The sequence below is a fragment of the Parabacteroides sp. An277 genome (assembly GCF_002159645.1).
Lineage (GTDB): Bacteria > Bacteroidota > Bacteroidia > Bacteroidales > Tannerellaceae > Parabacteroides.
The window spans coordinates 14600-33987 of record NZ_NFJB01000011.1; the positions used below are offsets into that span (position 1 = coordinate 14600).

At 49.3% G+C, this 19388-nt stretch carries 19 protein-coding genes; 8 read left to right on the plus strand and 11 right to left on the minus strand.

Annotated elements, in window-relative coordinates; genetic code table 11:
* Positions 1–36: 36 nt before the first annotated feature.
* Positions 37–369: a hypothetical protein gene (locus B5F77_RS05900; RefSeq protein WP_087328939.1), complete on the plus strand. Its 333-nt coding sequence runs from the start codon at positions 37–39 to the stop codon at positions 367–369.
* Here the strand turns inward: B5F77_RS05900 and B5F77_RS05905 are convergent.
* Genes B5F77_RS05905 through B5F77_RS05915 form a run of 3 tightly spaced genes read right to left on the minus strand, consistent with a single transcriptional unit; the run spans position 366 to position 3209 of the window.
* Positions 366–1214 carry an SDR family NAD(P)-dependent oxidoreductase gene (locus B5F77_RS05905; RefSeq protein WP_087328941.1) on the minus strand — a complete coding sequence of 283 codons (849 nt, stop codon included), beginning with the start codon at positions 1212–1214 and terminating at the stop codon, positions 366–368. The genes B5F77_RS05900 and B5F77_RS05905 overlap by 4 nt on opposite strands.
* A complete protein-coding gene (locus B5F77_RS05910) occupies positions 1211–2443 on the minus strand; it encodes an NADH:flavin oxidoreductase (RefSeq protein ID WP_087328943.1) in 1233 nt (410 codons plus the stop codon). Before B5F77_RS05910 ends, B5F77_RS05905 begins: the two co-directional genes overlap by 4 nt.
* Position 2444: 1 nt before the next feature.
* The gene (locus tag B5F77_RS05915) at positions 2445–3209 is read right to left on the minus strand and encodes a DUF1295 domain-containing protein (protein WP_087328945.1); all 765 of its coding nucleotides are present in this window, start codon (positions 3207–3209) and stop codon (positions 2445–2447) included.
* Positions 3210–3497: 288 nt separating this feature from the next.
* Here B5F77_RS05915 and B5F77_RS05920 point away from each other — a divergent pair, with 288 nt between their 5' ends.
* From B5F77_RS05920 to B5F77_RS05935, 4 genes are all read left to right on the plus strand, one after another.
* The gene (locus tag B5F77_RS05920) at positions 3498–3989 is read left to right on the plus strand and encodes a DUF4494 domain-containing protein (protein WP_087329065.1); all 492 of its coding nucleotides are present in this window, start codon (positions 3498–3500) and stop codon (positions 3987–3989) included.
* A gap of 15 nt (positions 3990–4004) precedes the next feature.
* A complete protein-coding gene (locus B5F77_RS05925; protein WP_087328947.1) occupies positions 4005–4667 on the plus strand; it encodes a YggS family pyridoxal phosphate-dependent enzyme in 663 nt (220 codons plus the stop codon).
* Between the two features lie 20 nt (positions 4668–4687).
* A complete protein-coding gene (locus tag B5F77_RS05930; RefSeq protein WP_087328949.1) occupies positions 4688–5665 on the plus strand; it encodes a dihydroorotate dehydrogenase-like protein in 978 nt (325 codons plus the stop codon).
* Positions 5666–6076: 411 nt separating this feature from the next.
* Positions 6077–7714, plus strand: a complete 1638-nt coding sequence (locus B5F77_RS05935; protein ID WP_239445750.1) for a M64 family metallopeptidase — start codon at positions 6077–6079, stop codon at positions 7712–7714.
* Positions 7715–7727: 13 nt separating this feature from the next.
* Here B5F77_RS05935 and B5F77_RS05940 read toward each other — a convergent pair whose 3' ends face one another.
* The 8 genes from B5F77_RS05940 to B5F77_RS05975 form a co-directional block, all read right to left on the minus strand.
* Positions 7728–8912, minus strand: coding sequence for a class I SAM-dependent methyltransferase (locus tag B5F77_RS05940; RefSeq protein WP_087328951.1), 1185 nt, complete (start codon positions 8910–8912; stop codon positions 7728–7730).
* A 12-nt stretch (positions 8913–8924) separates the two neighbouring features.
* Positions 8925–10250 (minus strand): RIP metalloprotease RseP, encoded by a 1326-nt coding sequence (gene rseP / locus B5F77_RS05945; RefSeq protein ID WP_087328953.1) that lies wholly within the window; start codon positions 10248–10250, stop codon positions 8925–8927.
* A 22-nt stretch (positions 10251–10272) separates the two neighbouring features.
* On the minus strand, positions 10273–11421 hold the full coding sequence (locus B5F77_RS05950; RefSeq protein WP_087328955.1) for a 1-deoxy-D-xylulose-5-phosphate reductoisomerase: 1149 nt from the start codon (positions 11419–11421) through the stop codon (positions 10273–10275).
* Positions 11422–11639: 218 nt separating this feature from the next.
* Complete coding sequence (locus B5F77_RS05955; RefSeq protein ID WP_087328957.1) at positions 11640–12518, minus strand: M23 family metallopeptidase; 879 nt, start codon at positions 12516–12518, stop codon at positions 11640–11642.
* 10 nt (positions 12519–12528) lie between these two features.
* Positions 12529–13053, minus strand: coding sequence for a ribosome maturation factor RimM (rimM, locus tag B5F77_RS05960; protein ID WP_087328959.1), 525 nt, complete (start codon positions 13051–13053; stop codon positions 12529–12531).
* A gap of 29 nt (positions 13054–13082) precedes the next feature.
* Entirely contained in the window at positions 13083–14387 is a 1305-nt protein-coding gene (gene murA / locus B5F77_RS05965; RefSeq protein ID WP_087328961.1) for a UDP-N-acetylglucosamine 1-carboxyvinyltransferase, read from the minus strand.
* Positions 14384–14995: a DUF4290 domain-containing protein gene (locus B5F77_RS05970; RefSeq protein WP_087328963.1), complete on the minus strand. Its 612-nt coding sequence runs from the start codon at positions 14993–14995 to the stop codon at positions 14384–14386. The genes murA and B5F77_RS05970 overlap by 4 nt, the downstream gene beginning before the upstream one ends.
* 300 nt (positions 14996–15295) lie before the next feature.
* Positions 15296–16252, minus strand: a complete 957-nt coding sequence (locus B5F77_RS05975) for a diacylglycerol kinase family protein (RefSeq protein WP_087328965.1) — start codon at positions 16250–16252, stop codon at positions 15296–15298.
* Positions 16253–16449: 197 nt separating this feature from the next.
* On the opposite strand from B5F77_RS05975, the gene B5F77_RS05980 reads away from it, so the two are divergent.
* The 3 genes from B5F77_RS05980 (at position 16450) to B5F77_RS05990 (ending at position 19374) form a co-directional block, all read left to right on the plus strand.
* On the plus strand, positions 16450–17637 hold the full coding sequence (locus tag B5F77_RS05980; protein ID WP_087328967.1) for a pyridoxal phosphate-dependent aminotransferase family protein: 1188 nt from the start codon (positions 16450–16452) through the stop codon (positions 17635–17637).
* Positions 17638–17812: 175 nt separating this feature from the next.
* On the plus strand, positions 17813–18409 hold the full coding sequence (locus B5F77_RS05985) for a TetR/AcrR family transcriptional regulator (RefSeq protein ID WP_087328969.1): 597 nt from the start codon (positions 17813–17815) through the stop codon (positions 18407–18409).
* Between the two features lie 20 nt (positions 18410–18429).
* Positions 18430–19374, plus strand: coding sequence for a ketoacyl-ACP synthase III (locus B5F77_RS05990; protein WP_087328971.1), 945 nt, complete (start codon positions 18430–18432; stop codon positions 19372–19374).
* Positions 19375–19388: the final 14 nt, after the last annotated feature.

Consider the following 19388-nt stretch of genomic DNA (forward strand, 5'->3'; position numbering starts at 1 on the left):
ATAAATAGGTATAACCGTTCACGTTTTTATCTCTAAATGCCATTGCCGAGGCTTACCCGCTTGCGGGAAATCCTTTTGACGCGCCTCAATGACCTCACCCGCTTGCGGGTATCCCTTTTGACGCGCCTCAATGACCTCACCCGCTTGCGGGTATCCCTTTTGACGCACCTCAAAGACCTCACCCGCTTGCGGGAAATCCTTTTGACACGCCTCAAAGACCTCGCCCGCTTGCGGGAAACCCTTTTGACGCGCTTCAAAGACCTCGCCCGCTTGCGGGAAATCCTTTTGACGCGCCTCAAAGACCTCGCCCGCTTGCGGGAAACCCTTTTGACACGCTTCAAAGACCTCGCCCGCTTGCGGGTAAACTAAAAAACATACCCTCGTTGGGAAAGAAGGGCCTCCGTATCGTTCCAAAGCGACTTCATCTGCGGATGCGCCAAATATTTGGGAGCCAAATGGCGCTGGCGGGAGGAGGCGAACATCTGTCCGGTCGTTCCGTCGGGCAAATCGTCGACAAGGAGATGCACGGCCGTGGCCGCACCCTGTTTCGGTGTCCGGATAAAGGGACGGAAAAGGATATCGGTCAGCGGGTCGAACCACATGTGCATCGTGATGATGCCTGTCGAAACGATGCCCGGGTCGGCCGCATTCACGAGAATGCCCCGCTCGCGCACCCGGCTGGCCAACTCGCGGACGAACAGCCAGAGCGCCAACTTCGTATGGCTATAAATCGGGATGCGCCAGAAGGAACCCCGCCTGCCGCGCGTGAAGAACTCGGGCGTGATGCGGCCGATGGCATACGTGCACGAGACCATGCAAACCACGCGCGACCCCTTGCCCATGAGCGGGAGCAACCGGCGCGTGAGCAGGTAAGGCGCGACGTAATTGACCGCCACCGTGCGCTCCAGCCCATCTTCCGTCTGTTCGAAATGGGTACACATCGTGCCGGCATTGTTCATCAGCAACGCGATGGGCACGTTTTCTTGCAAAAGGGAAGCCGCAACGGCCTCCACGGATTTCATCCGCGAAAGGTCCACCTCGCGCACAGAAATCTCGCTACATTCCGTCTCGCGCACGGCCTGCTCCTTACGTTTCTCACCCGCCGCGGCATCGAGGCAGAGCATGACGACCTCATAACCCGCCAACGCAACCGCCTTGGTGATTTCAAACCCCATGCCGCCGTCGGCACCCGTGATGACCGCACGCCCTTTCATGACTGGGCCTCCTTTTCCAATCGTTCGATTTCCTTTTCCAACGAACGGGGCAACGGGCGACGGAGACGTTTATGGCACGCCATGTCGAGGGTATACATCCGGGCGATGCAATAGTTGCTATGCCCACAATCGCACCGGCAGGTCTCCGATTCGCGCATCCGGTTGACGAAGTCCGGCGTGTTGAGCAGGGCGCGTCCCATCTGTACGAAGGGGAAACCCAGGTTCAACACCTCGTCAATCTTCTCCCGCGAGACCAATCCACCCACATACACCAAGGGAATATCCTTCACCTCGTCGCGGAAACGCAAGGCATCCTCCAAGAAATAGGCCTCCTTGAACGGCACAGTCGGAATCATGTATTTCCCCGCCATGCGCACGCCCCATTTGAGCCACCAACAATCCATATAATGCGTCATCGTCTTGATAGGCATCTCGCCCCGCATGACGTACATCGGCGCCTTGCTCACAAACCCACCACTCAAGACCAACGCATGGGCGCCGTCTTCCTTCAGACGCTTTGCCACTTCGAGGCACTCGTCGATTTCCATACCGCCTTTGAATCCATCGCGCATGTTCATTTTCACAAGGACTGCCATATCATTCCCAGCCGCCTTCATGACTTCGTCCATGCACATGTCCATGAAGCGCATCCGGTTCTCCAACGAGCCGCCAAACTCATCCTTGCGGTGATTCGTGTAGGGCGAAAGGAATTGGCTAATCAAATAACCATGCCCCGCGTGGATTTCGACCGCATCAAAACCCGCCTCGCGCGCCAAACGGACAGATTTCCCGTAAGCTTTCGCCATTTCAGGCAACTCCTCGCGGCGCAAACCACGGACGAACGTAGGCGAGTAAAGATTGAAACCCGACGACGCGCCGACGGGCGTCTCTCCACATATCGCTTTATGTGACATATTCCCACAATGTCCCAATTGGATGCTCGCTGCCGCTCCCTCCTTATGGATGGCATTCGTGATAGTTAGCAAACCGGGGACAATCTCTGGCCGCATCCAAAGCTGGCGGTCGAAAGAAAGGCCGCTACGCGTCACAGCCGCATAGGCTATCGTAGTCATACCGACGCCCCCTGCGGCGACCGATTGATGATAATCCAAAAGTTGCTGTGAGGGCATATTCCCTGGACACATGCTCTCGAACGCCGCCGAGCGTATCGTCCGGTTGCGTATCGTAAGCGGACCAATCGTCCCGGGTGTAAATAGACAAGAATTCATATCAAAATATATAAGGTATTAAACATTTTCGTTTTCCTACGGCTTCCCGCCCGAACTCCTCTCGATATTTCCGACGAATGGCATAAGCTCGTGGCGCCAAATTGGCAAAAGTCCACCACACGAATACCCAAGCGGCAGGTGAGGCGGTCAAAAGGGCAAACCCTGTCCATTCAACCAGTTCCCCGAAGTAATTCCCCGACGTCACCCAACGATACATGCCTTTCTGCGGAAGATAATGCCGCGTATCGCCCGGCTTACGCAAATGACGGATTACATAATCGGAATGCCAATTGATACCCATTCCTACAAAGAAAAGCACCAACCCGACCCAATATGCCGGACGGTAGATGAACGCCTCATCATAAAAACCATCTGGAGCAAGATAAAACAACCATTCGCCCTGAATATAGCCATTCAGCAAATTAAATACAACTCCCATCAAGAGAATCGCCACCGGCATCCGGCTCTTTCCCTTCAGCAAGAGCGGAAAGACGAACGAACGTTGGAAATAATGCAACTCGAAAAGCAGAAAAAAAAGGAAAGGAAGCCCCTTCGCCCCTGTCCCACTCTGCCACCAAAGCGCCCACATCACAAAAAAAACGGGTGCTTCCATGCACACCCAGCCTATCTTGTTCGGTACCGATACGCCCCATTGCCTCGTACGGAACATGCCATATCCCGCCTTGATGAAGAAAAGCGCGACAAACACCACCAGCCCCAAGGCAGAAAAAGCGATTAATATCCAATTAAAAAATTCCAAACTCATACTTCTTCTTTAATAAGATTTCACACGAACAAAAGTAGGCAAAATATCCGCCGACTGATATGCCTGCAGGCTTCTATTAATATTATTTTAGATTTCGAGGAAATTCATACCTATAACTGCCCGGATTTACCGTTATATTCGGGCGGATTCAAGCTTGTGTTTCCCGGCATTTACGCCTATGTTTTTTTAAAAGCAAGTACAAATTCTATGCCGACGGATTGTTTTATTTACAAAATGCTATTACCTTTGCGAAGAGAAAACAAGAACAAACTTAAAAACAATAATAAAATGCACAATTGGTTTGAATGCAAAGTATCGTATGAGAAGATGATGGAAAATGGGATGCAAAAGAAAGTAACAGAACCATACCTCGTAGATGCCCTTTCCTTTACGGAGGCGGAAACGCGCATCATCGAGGAAATCCGTCCCTTCATCACAGGCGAATTCACGATTACAGATATCAAACGGGCCCGGATTTCGGAACTTTTCTTCAACGAAAACGGGGATCGCTATTATAAAATAAAGGTATATTTCATTACACTCGACGAGAAGAGCGGCGCGGAGAAGAAGACGGCCGCCATGATGCTCGCCCAAGCTTCCACACTGAAAGAGGCCATCAACGTGCTCGAAGAGGGCATGAAGGGAACGCTCTCGGATTATACCATCGCCTCCGTAGCGGAAACGATGCTGATGGATGTCTTCCCGTTTGATGCCGACCGCGTCCCTGCTGAACCGAAATCGGACGAAGAACGGATGGCCGAACTGAAGGCGAACGCATAAAGAAAAAAGACAAAGATGAACATAGCGCAACATATTCAGGAACTGAAAGCCTCGCTCCCCCAAGGAGTGACGCTCGTGGCCGTCTCGAAGTTTCATCCCGTAGAGGCGCTTCAAGAAGCATACGACGCAGGGCAACGCATCTTTGGCGAAAGCCGGGCACAAGAGCTGGTAGCCAAAGCGAAGGTGATGCCTGCCGATGTAGAATGGCATTTCATTGGTCCGCTCCAAAGCAATAAGGTGAAAGACATCGCTCCGTTCATCCACCTTATCCATAGTATCGATTCGCTCAAACTCTTGCAAGAGGTAGAAAAACAAGCGGCGAAGCAGGGACGTATCCTGCGTGTCTTGCTGGAGATTCACGTGGCAGAAGAGGAGACAAAGCATGGATTCTCTCCTGAAGAGTGCCGCGCGTTGGTGTCTCATTTGCCCGACCTGCCCCATGTCCGCATCTGTGGCCTCATGGGGATGGCGACATTGACCGACGACGAGGCGCAAATCGCGCGCGAATTCCATACCCTCCATGTGCTCTTCGAAGAACTGAAATCGACTGCCTTCCAGGGCATGGAGGATTTCACGGTGCTCTCAATGGGCATGAGCCATGATTACAAGCTTGCCATTCGCGAAGGGAGCAACATGATTCGGGTAGGAACTTACATCTTTGGTGAACGAGAATATTAAACGATTAAAAACACACAAATATGGCAAATCTAAAGACCCAATACGCGGGATTGACACTCCAATCCCCGATTATCGTCAGTAGTTCGGGGCTTACGATGCACCCCGAGCGTAACAAAGAGTTCGAAAAGGCTGGAGCGGGTGCCATTGTCCTCAAATCTTTGTTCGAAGAGCAAATCGAGATGCAGGGCGATACCATGCTCCAAGAGTCAGGTTATCCGGAAGCTGCCGATTACATCCGTGGCTATGTGAAAGCGAATCAGGTAGAGAACTACCTCAACCTCATTCGCCAAACCAAAGCGCTTTGCACGGTCCCCATCATCGCCAGCATCAACTGCTATCGCGCAGATACCTGGATTGAATTTGCAAAGCACCTCGAAGAGGCCGGTGCCGATGCGTTGGAACTGAACGTATTCGAACTGGATACAGACATCCATAGCAAGGGGGGCGAGATGCAGAAACTGTATGTCAATATCCTGAAGCAAGTCAAGAAGGAAATCTCCATCCCGGTGACGGTCAAGCTCGGCAAATATACCTCGAACTTGCCGGCCCTCGTGAACCAGCTTCATGCCAATGGGGCAGACGGCGTGGTGCTCTTCAACCGTTTCTATCGTCCGGATATTGATATCAACACCCTCCAGATCGTGTCGGGAAACGTGTTCAGCAATCATGGCGACTTGAGCGATACGCTTCGCTGGACGGCCATCGTCTCCGGGAAGCTCCCGAACGTCTCCATCTCGGCGTCGACCGGCGTGCATGATTGGGAAGATGTCATCAAATGCCTCTTGGCGGGTGCGTCGGCCGTACAGATGTGCAGTGCGCTCTATACGCATGGAGCGGAGCTTATCTCGCAAATACTCACCTGTATAGACGAATGGATGCATCAGGAGAACTTCAACGCGATCTCCGACTTCATCGGACGGTTGAACTATGCCAACATCCCGAACCCCACACTCTACGAACGTTCGCAGTTCATGAAATACTTCTCGAATAGGGATTGACATCTCCCTACGCTTGGAGGACTTAGATACCCTACCGTTGGTCGTCGCAATACCCAACGGTAGGGTATTTTTATGACCAACCGTAGGGTACTTCCATAACCTACGAGTAGGGTATGGTCATTAGTCACTGTGACTATTACCCATTAGTCACTGTGACTATTGATGACATACCTAATATAGATGCTTACCGGAAGGTAATATAGGTGTCGCCATCCCTCCAAGCAATTCATTACCCTTCCCCGCGTTACCCCTTCCCCATACCCTGCAGTGGCGGCCCGCTACCCCCTGCCTTGAGCCGTTCCCGCCCCCTACCGTGGGGCATTTCGTCTGTCTTTTTAGCTTTTTTGTCGATAATCTCTTTCAGGAATGGAAAAGGTTATGTATTATTGCGACCAAAAATTAAATAGGCATATGATGAAGATAAAACAGATACTCTCGTCCCTTCTCTTCGTGTGGCTGGCCGTGTCTTGCGCAGAAGAGACCCCCTATATCGACATGGACCAAACGGAACAGGCAGAAGTGACCCTCGGCTCGACGGAATCGTCGTCGGAAACCTTCACCTTCTCGACCAACCAAACCTGGAGCGCGAGCGACGATGCAGACTGGCTTACCGTCTCTCCTACTTCGGGAGGCGAAGGGAACAATACCCTGACCCTAACGGCCGAGAAAGAGAACCGAACGGGTAAGGCGCGCACGGCTACCCTTACCCTGACGACAGCCACGCTCGAACAGGAGATACAAATCACCCAAGAGGCCGGACGGTATATCCAACTGGAAGAGGACACCATCCGGGTAAGTAGAGAGGGGGGCGACATCCAAGTATACTTCACCACGGAAATGATTGAGGATGAATATGCTATTTACCGAACGGGGCGTTGGCTCACGCAAGAGGGGCAATCGACCCGCAGCACCTATACGGCTTATGTGCCGCTAACGGTACTTCCCAACACAGGAGAACAGAGCCGCATGGCGTATCTCATCTTTACCGCTGCAGGCGAAGGGGCAGATGGAGACCCGTTTGCAACGGCCGTCATCGTGCAAGAGGGATTGCTCTCCAGTTACGAATCGACGGACTATTCAGCCGATAAGACCGTACGCGTCTTGCAGGAAGCGACACGCGGTACAGGCATTCCGATTGTCCTCATGGGCGATGGCTTTATAGATACAGAGATTGCCGACGGGACATACGATGAGGTGATGGACCAAGCCTACGCGAACCTCTTCTCGGAAGAGCCCATTAGTTCGCTCCGCGATTACTTTGACGTCTATGCCGTAACGGCCGTTTCGCGAAACAGCGGTGTCGGGACATGGTACGATACGGTGTTCAGTACCTGGCTGGAAGGAGGCGGAAGCTCGCTGATTGAAGGCGACAATGAGGCCGTGAGAGAATATGTACAATGTGTGGAAGGCATTGATATAGACAACACGCTGGCCGTAGTCATCCCGAATACGACAGATTATGCCGGCACGACCTATTTCGGATATGGCACAATAGACAACATGACGGAATTTGCCATCGCTTATTGCCCTATTATCAACGGTATCAGCAGCGAACTCTTCCGCACGGTCCTTTGCCACGAAGCGATTGGACATGGGTTCGGGAAGTTGAACGACGAATATGCGTATGAAGGCACTATGCCCAGCAATGAAATAGAAGAGGCTCAAACCATGCAGACAATAGGATGGTACCAGAACGTGGACTTCACAGACGATACGAATACCGTGCTTTGGTCTGCCTTTCTCTCCGACTCGCGTTATGCCAACGAAGATGTAGGCATCTACGAAGGAGCCTGTACCTATTCCCACGGCGCTTACCGCCCTTCGGATGAGAGTATCATGAACAGCAATATCCTTGGATTCAACGCCCCTTCACGCCAAGCCCTTTACAATAAAGTAATGAAGTTGGGCGAAGGAAGAGAGGCTACATACGAAGAGTTCGTCTCCTTCGACAGTCCGGAGACACAGACAACAACCCGCGCTACCACGATATCAGCAGACTTCCGTCCGTTCCACGCGCCTCAGTTCGTGAACCGTCCGCTCAAACCCTAAACAAAGAAAGAAGTCAGGCAGGTTTTCGCCCGACGATAAGTACCTTTTCCCCGTCGCGGAGGGTAGTGGCAAAGAGATACAGGTCGCCGCCCTCCGCGATTTTTGTCCGCTTGCGTAACTCCTCGACCGAGAGCGGGAAGTTTCGGACCGCGATATGGGCACGGGGTATTTCACGATGCAATGTTTTCCCTATTTTAGACGAAAAAGGAACGACCTGCTCAACTTGGAAAGTACGGCCAGGGAAATCCTTCACCCGTTCCCCTGAAGTATAAAGATGGCTACTGACATGCAACTTTTCCACCCCCAGCCGCACGGCCACCATCTTGAACGCTCCGGCCTTGAGCAAAGCCGCATTAGGTTCATATAGATAAGTTCCTACCGCAGGAGCCAACCGCAGGGCCGCATTCCGTTCATCGGCTTGCGTAAAAGAAAAAAGCTCCTCCCCATTCGTCGAGAAATGCACGCAATGAAGGACAGGTTCCGCCTCTCCTTCCCGCCGCACGTCGAACAAGAGCTCTTTGCATTCGTTTCGAACTGCTACCACATGAATCGCCACCGTCCCAGGAAGCAAGGTCCGCGTCTGACTGATATCGGCCATGGGCGAAAGCTTTGCCAAGACACGCGGCGCCTTCTGCCATAACGCAGGGAGCAAGGCAGGCAAATCCGGCTCGCAATCACTTAACGCATAAACCCTCCGATTCCCGGAACCACGACGCGCCGGGTCTATATAGCACACATCTACTTCCGGAAGCTGGGCGAGGCATTGTGTGGCATCGGCATTCATTACCGTTATATTTCTGGCTCCCAACATGTGGAAGTTATGTCGCGCCGCCTCGCAATAGGCAGGGAAACGCTCCACATAAACCACCTGCTGCACTTTACGAGAGAAGAAGTAACTGTCGATGCCCAATCCTCCCGTCAGGTCGCATAGACGATCGTCTGCCGATACCAAACGTTGCTTATAGCGAGCTGTCTGCTCCGAGGAACATTGCTCGGCTGCAATCTTGGCGGGAAACCATAGCGCATCGTTCGCGTACCACGACGGAAGTTTGTCGCGTATCTGCCTCCGCGCCTCGATTTGCTCCACCAAGAAAGGGATGTCCAAATCCGGATGACGGTGCGCCCCCAGCAGGAGTTTCGCCACGTCGTCCGATTGATGTTCCTTTACATAAGCTCGTTCTTTCTCTCCCCAATGCATTCCCTTCAGCCTTTACTGGAAGAAATAACGTATCACGTCGTTCCCATTTGCGTAAAGCAACAAAGCAAGCAACAGAGCCATGCCCGCCATTTGTGCATATTCAAGGAACTTGTCGCTGGGCTTGCGGCGCGTCACCACTTCATACAGCAGGAACATGATGTGTCCACCATCCAAGGCTGGAATCGGAATGATATTCATGAAAGCCAAGATAACCGAAAGCCAAGCCGTACGCTCCCAGAAAAGCTCCCAATCCCATACCGAAGGGAAAAGGCTGCCAATCGCTCCAAAACCGCCCAAACTGCTCGCCCCCTCTTTCGTGAAGACGTACTTCATGTCGTTTACATAGCCTTTCAGCGTGTTGACACCTTTCGCAATACCGGCCGGGAACGATTCAAAAAAACCATACGTACGCGTCACCGTCTGATACATATCGTAAGGATTCACCAAGAGAATACCAATTTTCCCCAACGAATCGACCTGCATCGCCAACGTATCATGCACACCAGCACGTGAAATCCCCAAACGAATCTCCTGTCCACGGAATTTATGGAAAGCTATCTGCGCATCCACGGCAGTCGGTGTCGCCTCGTCGTTTACCGAAAGGATGCTATCGCCTGGCTGAAGACCGGCCCGTACAGCTGGCGCATCGGCTATCGGCAGCTCTTTCACTATCATCGGGTAGCGCATGCTGGCAAATCCTTTCTTGTCTCGCAAAAGGCGTTGCATCATATCTTCGGGTATCGGAATTACCACCTGCTCGTCTCCTCGGAGCACTGTCACAGTCTGCGCTTCTACAACGCTCCGGAGGCAATCTTCCCCAAAGCGTTCCAACGTAGTCGTATCCGCCTTCAAGAGGATGTCGCCGTCTTGGAAACCAATCTCGTGGAACGTCTCGCTGTAGTCCATACCCATTTTCATGTTCTTCAACGGCAAATAGGTATCGCCCCAATGGAAAAGAATCATTGAATAGATAAATAACGCCAACAGAAAATTAAACAGCACGCCGCCCACCATAATCAACAGCCGCTGCCCCGCCGGTTTCGAACGGAACTCATACGGCTTCGGGGGTTGCGCCATCGCCTCCCGGTCCATGCTTTCGTCTATCATGCCGGAAATTTTGCAATAACCGCCCAACGGCAGCCAACCCACGCCGTATTCCGTCTCGCTGTTCTTCGGTTTATAACGGAAAAGGGCAAACCACGGGTCAAAGAAAAGGTAAAACTTCTCCACACGCACTTTAAAGATGCGGGCGAAGATGAAATGGCCGAACTCATGTATAATCACCAATATGGAAAGGCTCAACAAGAGTTGGACCGCTTTAATCAAAAATGTTTCCATCTCAATTTGTTATCTGTTATTTTTAAAATAATTCCGCTGCCACGCGACGCGCCTCGGCATCGGTCTGTACATAATCTTCATACGAGGGTTGCGCCAGGAAGGTCGCCTTGGCCATCGTCCGTTCGATGACGTCGCTCATCTGGAGGAAGCCGATGCGGTCTTGCAAGAAAGCCGCCACTACCACCTCGTTCGCCGCGTTCAGGATGCAAGGCATGTTGCCTCCGCGACGCACCGCCTCAAACGCGAACGCCAAATTCCGGAAGCGCGTCGTGTCCGGCTCTTCGAAAGTCAGCGTAGCGTACTGCCGGAAATCCAAACGCGGTGCCGGACTCTTCATCCGCTGCGGATACGAGAAGGCATAAGCGATGGGCAGTTTCATGTCCGGAATGCCCAACTGCGCGATGACGGCACCATCCTCGAATTGCACCATCGAATGAATCACCGACTGCGGATGCACCACAATCTGAATCTGTTCCGGCGCGACGCCAAAGAGCCATTTGGCCTCTATCATCTCGAAACCCTTGTTCATCATCGAGGCGGAATCTATCGTAATCTTCGCACCCATGTGCCAGTTCGGATGCTTCAGGGCCTGCGCCTTCGTCACGTGCGCCAGTTCGTCGAGCGTCTTATGCAGGAAAGGGCCGCCCGATGCCGTGAGCAGCAACTTCTCCACCGCGTTCCCGTCCGCCCCGTTCAGGCATTGGAAAATGGCCGAATGCTCCGAATCAACCGGCAAAATCGGAACGCGGTGCTGCATCGCCAGCGACATAATCAGCTCGCCCGCCACCACCAGCGTCTCCTTGTTGGCCAGTGCGATGGCTTTCCCCGCCTTGATGGCGGCCATGGTCGGGCGAAGCCCCGCGTAACCCACCATTGCCGTCAGCACCATGTCGATAGGTGCCGCTTGGACCACCTGCGCAATCGCCTCCTCGCCAGCCCAGACTTTGATGGGCAAATCCTCCAGCGCCTCTTTCAGCTCCGGATATTTCCGTTCGTTGGCAATCACCACCACTTCAGGCATGAAACGCCGTGCCTGGTTTATCAATAAATCCACCTGGTTATTGGCCGTCAGCGCATACACCTCGAAGAGGTCGGGATGTTCTCCCACCACTTCCAACGCCTGCGTCCCTATCGAACCCGTGGAACCCAATATAGCCAATTGTCTTTTCATTTTTCTTACTCATTAATCCTCATGAAGCTGCTCCGACAGCCGGGGAACATGGAAAATTTTTTTCAGACTTCCCCTCGGCGTGGCGAACGTAGAAAATTTTTTTCCGACTTCCCCACGACGTGGCGAACGTAGAAAATCTTTTTCCGACTTCCCCACGGCGTGGCGGGCTTAGAAAAATTTTTTCCACGTTCCCAGCTCCCTTCTTCGCGCTTCATTTTTTAAAAAACAATAAAATCTTCCGGATTCACCGGTTTGCCGTTATACCATAATTCGAAATGGAGATGCGGCCCCGTCGAGAGCTTCCCCGTGTTGCCCGCCAAGGCTATCGCCTCGCCCGCCACCACCTGGTCTCCCGGTTTCTTTAACAACAACTCGTTGTGTTTGTAAACCGATACAAATCCGTTCTTATGTTGTATTTGAATAACATTCCCTTGGTTGGAATCGAAACCGGCATAAATCACGGTTCCGTCTAACGTCGCCACGACACTCTCTTTCGGCGCCGCAGCTACATCAATCCCAAAATGCTGTATATTCGCCTGAAAACGGGAAGATACCATCCCGTTCACCGGTTTATAAAAGAAAAGCCCCTCCACCGGGAGCGGATTTGGGTTGAGGACAGTCAGATTGTATTTCTCCTCCTCTTCAAAATCCTTCACGAAAGCCTGTTCCGCCTCGCTTCGGGGAATTTCGAAATCAGCATCCACACGCGCCAGCGAATCAATCTGCCGGATAGAATCCAGCCGAACTTCACCTGAAATGATTTCGGTGACATTCCGCAAATACAAATCCTGAATCTGTATCATCCGCTCTAACGAATCGGCGCGCATGGCGTTTTGCATAATCGACTTACGCACTTCTACGTCCAAATACCCAGGGAGATAATTGCGGATAGGCGTCATAATAATCACGAAAGCCGTAAAGGCGACCAGCGAGAAAGCAAAAACGGCCAGCATCAAGAAAACCGAAAGTTGCGACAAACGGACCGCCCATACCTCTTCAAGCGTGTTCTCGTTGATGAACGAAAGTTTGTATTTGAAACGTATCCGTTTCCAAAAGGATAACTTCGAATGGTTTCTTTTCGGCTTTTTCCACTTCATATCCGCACGCTTATAAATCCAATAGGCCTTCCGGAAGAGACATGTGCAATTCTTTTCGTGTCATATCGACATCTACCACAAAGGCATCGACGGCGGGTACCAATAGCTCCCGGCCGGCGTGGTCGACTTGAAGCAGCACATTCTCGGTCGAATCGTCTACATCCGTAATCTCGCCCAACGCTCCTGCAACTTTATCGATAACCCGGAAACCCATCAGCCCTTCCCAACTCATCCCCTCCTGCCAAACTTCTCCATCGAGTTTCGCCAAAGGATAATAAACTGGCCGGTTAACAAACGCACGAGCTGCGGCTTCCGAATCGACACCTTCCAATTTGAGAAGCATCGTCGTATCCGTTTTATACCGGAAATCTTCTACGAAAAAGGGAACCAAGATGCCCTCCATATCGCATACGATATAGCACGCTTCGTCCGCTTCCTCGAACACGTCCCGGTCTACTACGAAGGTAATCTCTCCTTTAATACCATGTAGTTTGGCAAAATGACCTATCCTTATGACCTCTTCTTGCCGAATCATACTGCTTCTTTCCTTACATTATATTATAATTATATGCGTGTAATACGAGCTCCGATTTGGTTCAAACGCTTGTCGATGTTTTGATAACCCCGGTCGATTTGGTCAATGTTATGAATCGTGCTGGTACCTTCCGCACTCATTGCTGCTATCAGGAGGGCAATACCCGCACGGATATCTGGAGACACCATATTCGAAGCTCGCAAATTGAAACGATGCCCCAATCCTATGACCGTCGCGCGGTGTGGGTCGCAAAGGATAATCTGCGCACCCATATCAATGAGCTTATCTACAAAGAAAAGGCGACTCTCAAACATTTTCTGATGAATTAGTACACTTCCGACTGCTTGCGTCGCCACGACAAGAAAGACACTCAGCAAATCGGGCGTCAAACCCGGCCAAGGCGCATCGGCAATCGTCATAATCGACCCGTCAATGAAGGTTTCTATCTCATACGATTCGTGTGTCGGGATATAAATATCGTCGCCCCGTTGCTCGACCGTAATACCCAACCGACGGAACGACTCCGGAATAATACCTAACATATTGTAGGCCGTTTCCTTAATCAAAAGCTCGGAAGCCGTCATCGCCGCCATGCCGATAAAGCTCCCCACCTCAATCATATCCGGGAGAATCGTATGCTCTGTCCCATGCAAAGCGGAAACGCCTTCGATGGTCAAGAGGTTCGACCCGACACCTGTGATGTGCGCCCCCATTCGGTTGAGCATCTTCGAGAGTTGCTGGAGATAAGGCTCGCACGCGGCATTGTAAATAGTCGTAGTTCCTTCCGCCAAGACGGAAGCCATCAGGATATTGGCCGTTCCCGTAATCGAGGCTTCATCCAAAAGCATATAAGTTCCCTTCAGCTTCTGAGCCTGCACTTCATAGACTTGTCGCGTCGCGTCATACGAGAAAGAGGCTCCCAACTTCTGAATCCCCACGAAGTGCGTATCCAACCGCCGGCGTCCGATTTTATCCCCGCCCGGTTTCGGAAGCAAAGCCTTTCCGAAGCGAGCTACCAAAGGACCGACAATCATGACCGAACCTCGAAGCGAAGTGCTCCGGCGAAGGAAATCTTCCGTCTGCAAATAATCCAAATTCACCTCGTCGGCTTGGAAGGAATAGGTATTCACGCCCAAACGTTCCACTTTTACCTGCATGTCGCGCAAAAGCTGGATAAGATTATTTACATCCAAAATATCGGGAATGTTGTGGATAACCACCTTTTCGGGCGTCAACAAAACGGCACAGATAACCTCCAACGCTTCGTTCTTGGCGCCCTGCGGCGTAATCTCGCCCGACAACCGGTGTCCTCCTTCTATGACAAACGAACTCATCTGTTTTTCTTCGAGTTATTATTGCGCTTATTACTATTGTTATTATTTAGACGCGCCAAGAGTTCGCGGCTCTCGGCCAACTTATATTCGCCTTCGTGCAAGACGATTTGCCCATGGGAAAACTCAGCCAAATCTTTAAATATCTTACGGTCGTCTACCGATTCCTTATTCCACGTAAGGAACGACTTCTTCATTTGCGTAGCCAACAGGTGAACTAACTGATTGCGTTCGGGACCTTCTGGATACTCGGTCGCCTTCTGCACCATCTGCTCCAACATCTTTCCATAATGACGATAACGGATGCGCGAATTGTTGTAGGCCATACGAGGCGGACGCGTATAAAGATTTTCTTTCCGTACCACTTCGTAAGGGTAATCAATATCCAACTTAAAGTCGGACATGATAGCCAAATGGTCCCACAAAATATGCTTAAAATCATTCACATCCCGCAAATGAGGAAACATATTTCCCATTACATTAATAATCGTATTCGCACAACGTTTGCGTTCTTCCCTGTCTTCAATGGTCAGGCAATAATCCACCATCCGCTGGATATTCCGGCCATATTCTGGCAATGCCAGTCTCTTTTCTTGCGTGTTATATTTCATTCTTTTTATTTGTTTGGCCGCAAATATACTGAATTTCTAAACAAAAAAACGCGATATGCCCCTTAAAAGAATCAAAACCCCGCGGGCAATGTTCATTTTCCCCCTTTAGAAACTTCGCCAGCTGCCTATCTATTTTTTGTTTTATGCCGAACAATTCTATAAATATCGTCGATATTTACACAAACATCGCCGATATTTGTATATCTTTAGCCTAAAGATATAGAAACGTCGACGATACGTGAAGAATAAGTACCGAAGAAAACAAGTTTTCCCCGGTACCTTTCCACTTTTTCCTCCCTATCAACGGAAAATATACGGGCGACGCTGGTCGAAGAAACGCGAGACTTCGCCAAATATAGCCTGTACCTCTTTTCGGAAAGAAACGACTTCGGGCGTAAAAACACGCAGGGCGTGCGGGATGACGGCAAGGTCGATACGGGCATCCGCCATGATAGGTTCGCCATCCAAGTGCATCCAACCCGGATTCTGCCGGATAATGGAAAGCGTAGTGGCTTTCATCGTTTTGATTTTACTATTCTTATCAATCTGTTTTGTAAATAATTGAATAGCGAGTTGCGGTATATCCTTGGGGAGAAAAGGCGAAAGAATCGTGATATCCATTTGCCCGTCCTGGATATTGGCATGCGGCGCGATATAGGCATTATTACCATATTGCGAAGCATTACCACACGCCACCAGGAAAGCCTTCTCTTGGATAGCCTCGCCATTAACCAACAAATCGTACACCTCTGGCTGGTAACTCAGGTATTCCTCGACCGTATTTTTTATATAAGTCAACGAACCACGCCGCTTCTCGCCCGCAAATTTTTGACTTACAGCCGCATCAAACCCCACTCCGCACGTACAAAAAAAGATATGCTCGTTAGCGCGGCAACAATCGATGGTTAATTCATGCCCACGTCGAATGACTTCAAACGCGCGCTTCACGTCCATCGGGATATGAAGTTCACGAGCCAATCCATTCCCTGAACCTTTGGGAATAATACCCAATACGGCATCGGTATGGACTAAAGCCCGCGCAATTTCATTAACCGTACCATCGCCACCCACGGCAATCACACACTTCGCACCATCCTCTATAGCCTTCGACGCTACTATATTAGCATGACCTGGATACTCCGTAAAGCGGATATTCAAATCATACCCAGCCTCTTTACATAATTGCTCAATCATCTTCGGAATCTTCCGTTTGGAACCGACTCCGGAAATCGGATTGATAATAGCTTGCACTTTCATTTCAACACTTACTTTTTCTGATTCCAGCCGACAAAAATAATGCTTTTAGCAAAACTTTTGTGCTTTTTGATTACACAAAGTAAAAAATATTACTACTTTTGCGGCGGGATTAATGACTAAAGGAGCAGATTAGGGTACTATTAATCTGAAACTTAAAAGTAAATTAAGTAGATAAATCAATTCTCTTCATTAAGAATATGAGACTTTTACAAGAGAAATTAGCAAAGTATGATGCCCCACAACAATACATGAAAGCGGGGATTTATCCGTATTTTCGCACGATAGAAAGTGACCAAGATACGGAAGTCATTATTAATGGTAGAAAAGTTTTGATGTTTGGTTCGAACGCTTATTTAGGCCTTACCAACCATCCTAAAGTGAAAGAAGCAGCCATTAACGCCATTAAAAAGTATGGAACAGGATGCGCCGGCTCTCGTTTCTTGAACGGGACGCTCGATTTGCATATCCAGTTAGAAAAGCGTTTGGCCGATTTCGTAGGCAAAGAAGATGCCATCGTGTATTCAACCGGTTTCCAAGTAAATCTGGGAGTAGTTTCTTGCATTACAGGCCGCGAAGATTATATCCTATGGGACGAACAAGACCATGCTTCCATTATCGAAGGCCATCGCCTCTCTTTCTCTACCAAACTGAAATATAAGCACAACGATATGGAATCGTTGGAAAAGCAACTCCAGAAATGCGAACCCGATAAAATCAAACTGATTGTTATGGATGGGGTATTCAGCATGGAAGGAGACATTGCCAAGCTGCCCGAAATCGTAGCCCTTGCCAAAAAATACAATGCCAGCATTATGGTAGACGAAGCACATGGTCTTGGCGTATTAGGTGACCATGGACGCGGAACATGTAACCATTTTGGAGTAACCGACGATGTAGACCTCATCATGGGTACCTTTAGTAAATCGTTAGCCTCTATCGGTGGTTTCATTGCTTCGGATAAAGATACTATTAATTATTTACGCCATAACTCCCGTTCATACATATTTAGTGCGAGCAATACACCAGCAGCTACCGCAGCAGCAGGAGCTGCACTCGACATTATGTTGAACGAACCTGAACGCATCGAACATTTATGGGAATTAACCCATTACGCATTGGATGGATTCCGCCACATGGGATGCGAAATCGGACATACAGAGACACCGATTATTCCGCTCTTCATCCGAGACAATAACCTGACATTCCTTATTGTAAAGGAATTATTCGATGCAGGTATCTTCGTTAATCCGGTAGTTGCGCCGGCAGTAGCACCCAACGACACATTGATTCGTTTTTCGTTGATGGCAACTCATACGAAAGAGCAACTCGACCGAGCCCTTGATACCATTCAAACCGTGTTCCGGAAACATCAATTGATTCCATAAAAATAAGAAACAAATAAGCGAAGAGTTGATACCCATCAGTTCTTCGCTTTTCCGATTAAAGGTGTAAAAGTGCTTGTTTTTGCGCCTTTTTTGTTCTATTTACCTTTCTCTATTTTTGTATCCCATCTTTTTTAACTACTTTTGCGCGCAAAATCAACTATAATGTGCAATCGTTATGCCGGTAACTGTTTCAAAAACGCGAGATATGTTGGTGGATGTGGCCAGACAACTCTTTGCCCGCAAAGGGTTAGATGAAACCACGATGAACGATATTGCACAAGCTTCTGGAAAAGGAAGACGAACGCTCTATACCTATTTTAAAAGCAAAAATGAGATTTATGCAGCTGTTGTAGAATCTGAATTAGACCGCTTACACAAAATGCTGGTCGATGTAGGAGAAAAAGATTTGCCAGCAGATGAGAAATTAATGACATTTATATATACCCGCCTGGATGCGGTTAAATCGTTAGTTTTTCGAAATGGGACATTACGCGCTACATTCTTCCGTGATATTTGGCGTGTGGAAAAAGTACGAAAAGAATTCGACTTGCGGGAAATTGAAATAATAAAAAACATATTGGATGATGGCGTGAAGAACGGAATCTTTGCCATGCCTGATACCGGCATTACCGCTTTAGTCCTCCATCATGCACTGAAAGGATTGGAAGTTCCTTATATTCGCGGATTAATGGGCGATACCATCAATCAGCGAATTAAACGAAGAGACAATGTAATGAATTTAATATTTAATGGTATTAGAATAAAAAGATAAAGCAAACACGAAAATAAGAGATGTATATAAATGCGACCGGTTATTATATACCCGAAGAGCGGGTAGATAACCAACATTTTTTGGAATTAAACGGTTTAACAAGTGAATGGATTGAACAACGTACAGGTATTCGTACACGTTCGAAAGCTAAACCGGAAGAAAATATCAATACGATGAGCTTAGAAGCGCTCCGAAATGCTTTACCTAAATTACCTTACGATATTACAGAGGTAGATTTAATTATTTCGGCATCGTATTCTCCGTATGATACGGTGGCAACGGCCGCACACAAAGCACAGTTCGAATATCAGATAACGAACGCCAAAGCGTTATATCTTTCGTCGGCATGTTCTTCTTTTTTAAATGCTTTAGAAGTAGCTGAAGGTTATTTTGCTATGGGAAAAGCTTCGAAAGCTTTAATCTTGGCAGCAGATAAAAATTCGGCATACGCCAACGAGACGAACCCCAAAGATGGACACCTATGGGGAGATGCAGCAGCCGCTTTCTTTATATCGAAAGAGAAAATGGCAGAAGGAGAACCTGAAATCATCGATATTTATACGCACGGACTGGGACATCTTCCTAAAGCACCTGAAGCGGTTCATTTGCGCCCGCGTGATGGAGGCATTCAGATGCCAGAAGGACGCGACGTGTTTATGCAAGCTTGTACTTACATGCCAAAAAATGTACTTTACTTGTTAGATAAGAACCATCTTTCGTTAGACGATTTAAGTTATTTCATCGGTCATCAAGCAAATATGCGTATCATGATGAACATCGCGAAACAACTTTCCTTGCCGGAAGACAAATTCTTACATAATATCGAGGAACTGGGAAATACAGGTTCTGTTAGCTCGGCTTTGGTTTTTGCGCAAAACATTGAACGATTCAAAACAGGCGATTTGATTGCAATTACAGTCTTCGGCGGTGGGTATTCTACCGGAGCTTGTTTGATAAAGTATTAATCTTAAAAGAGATA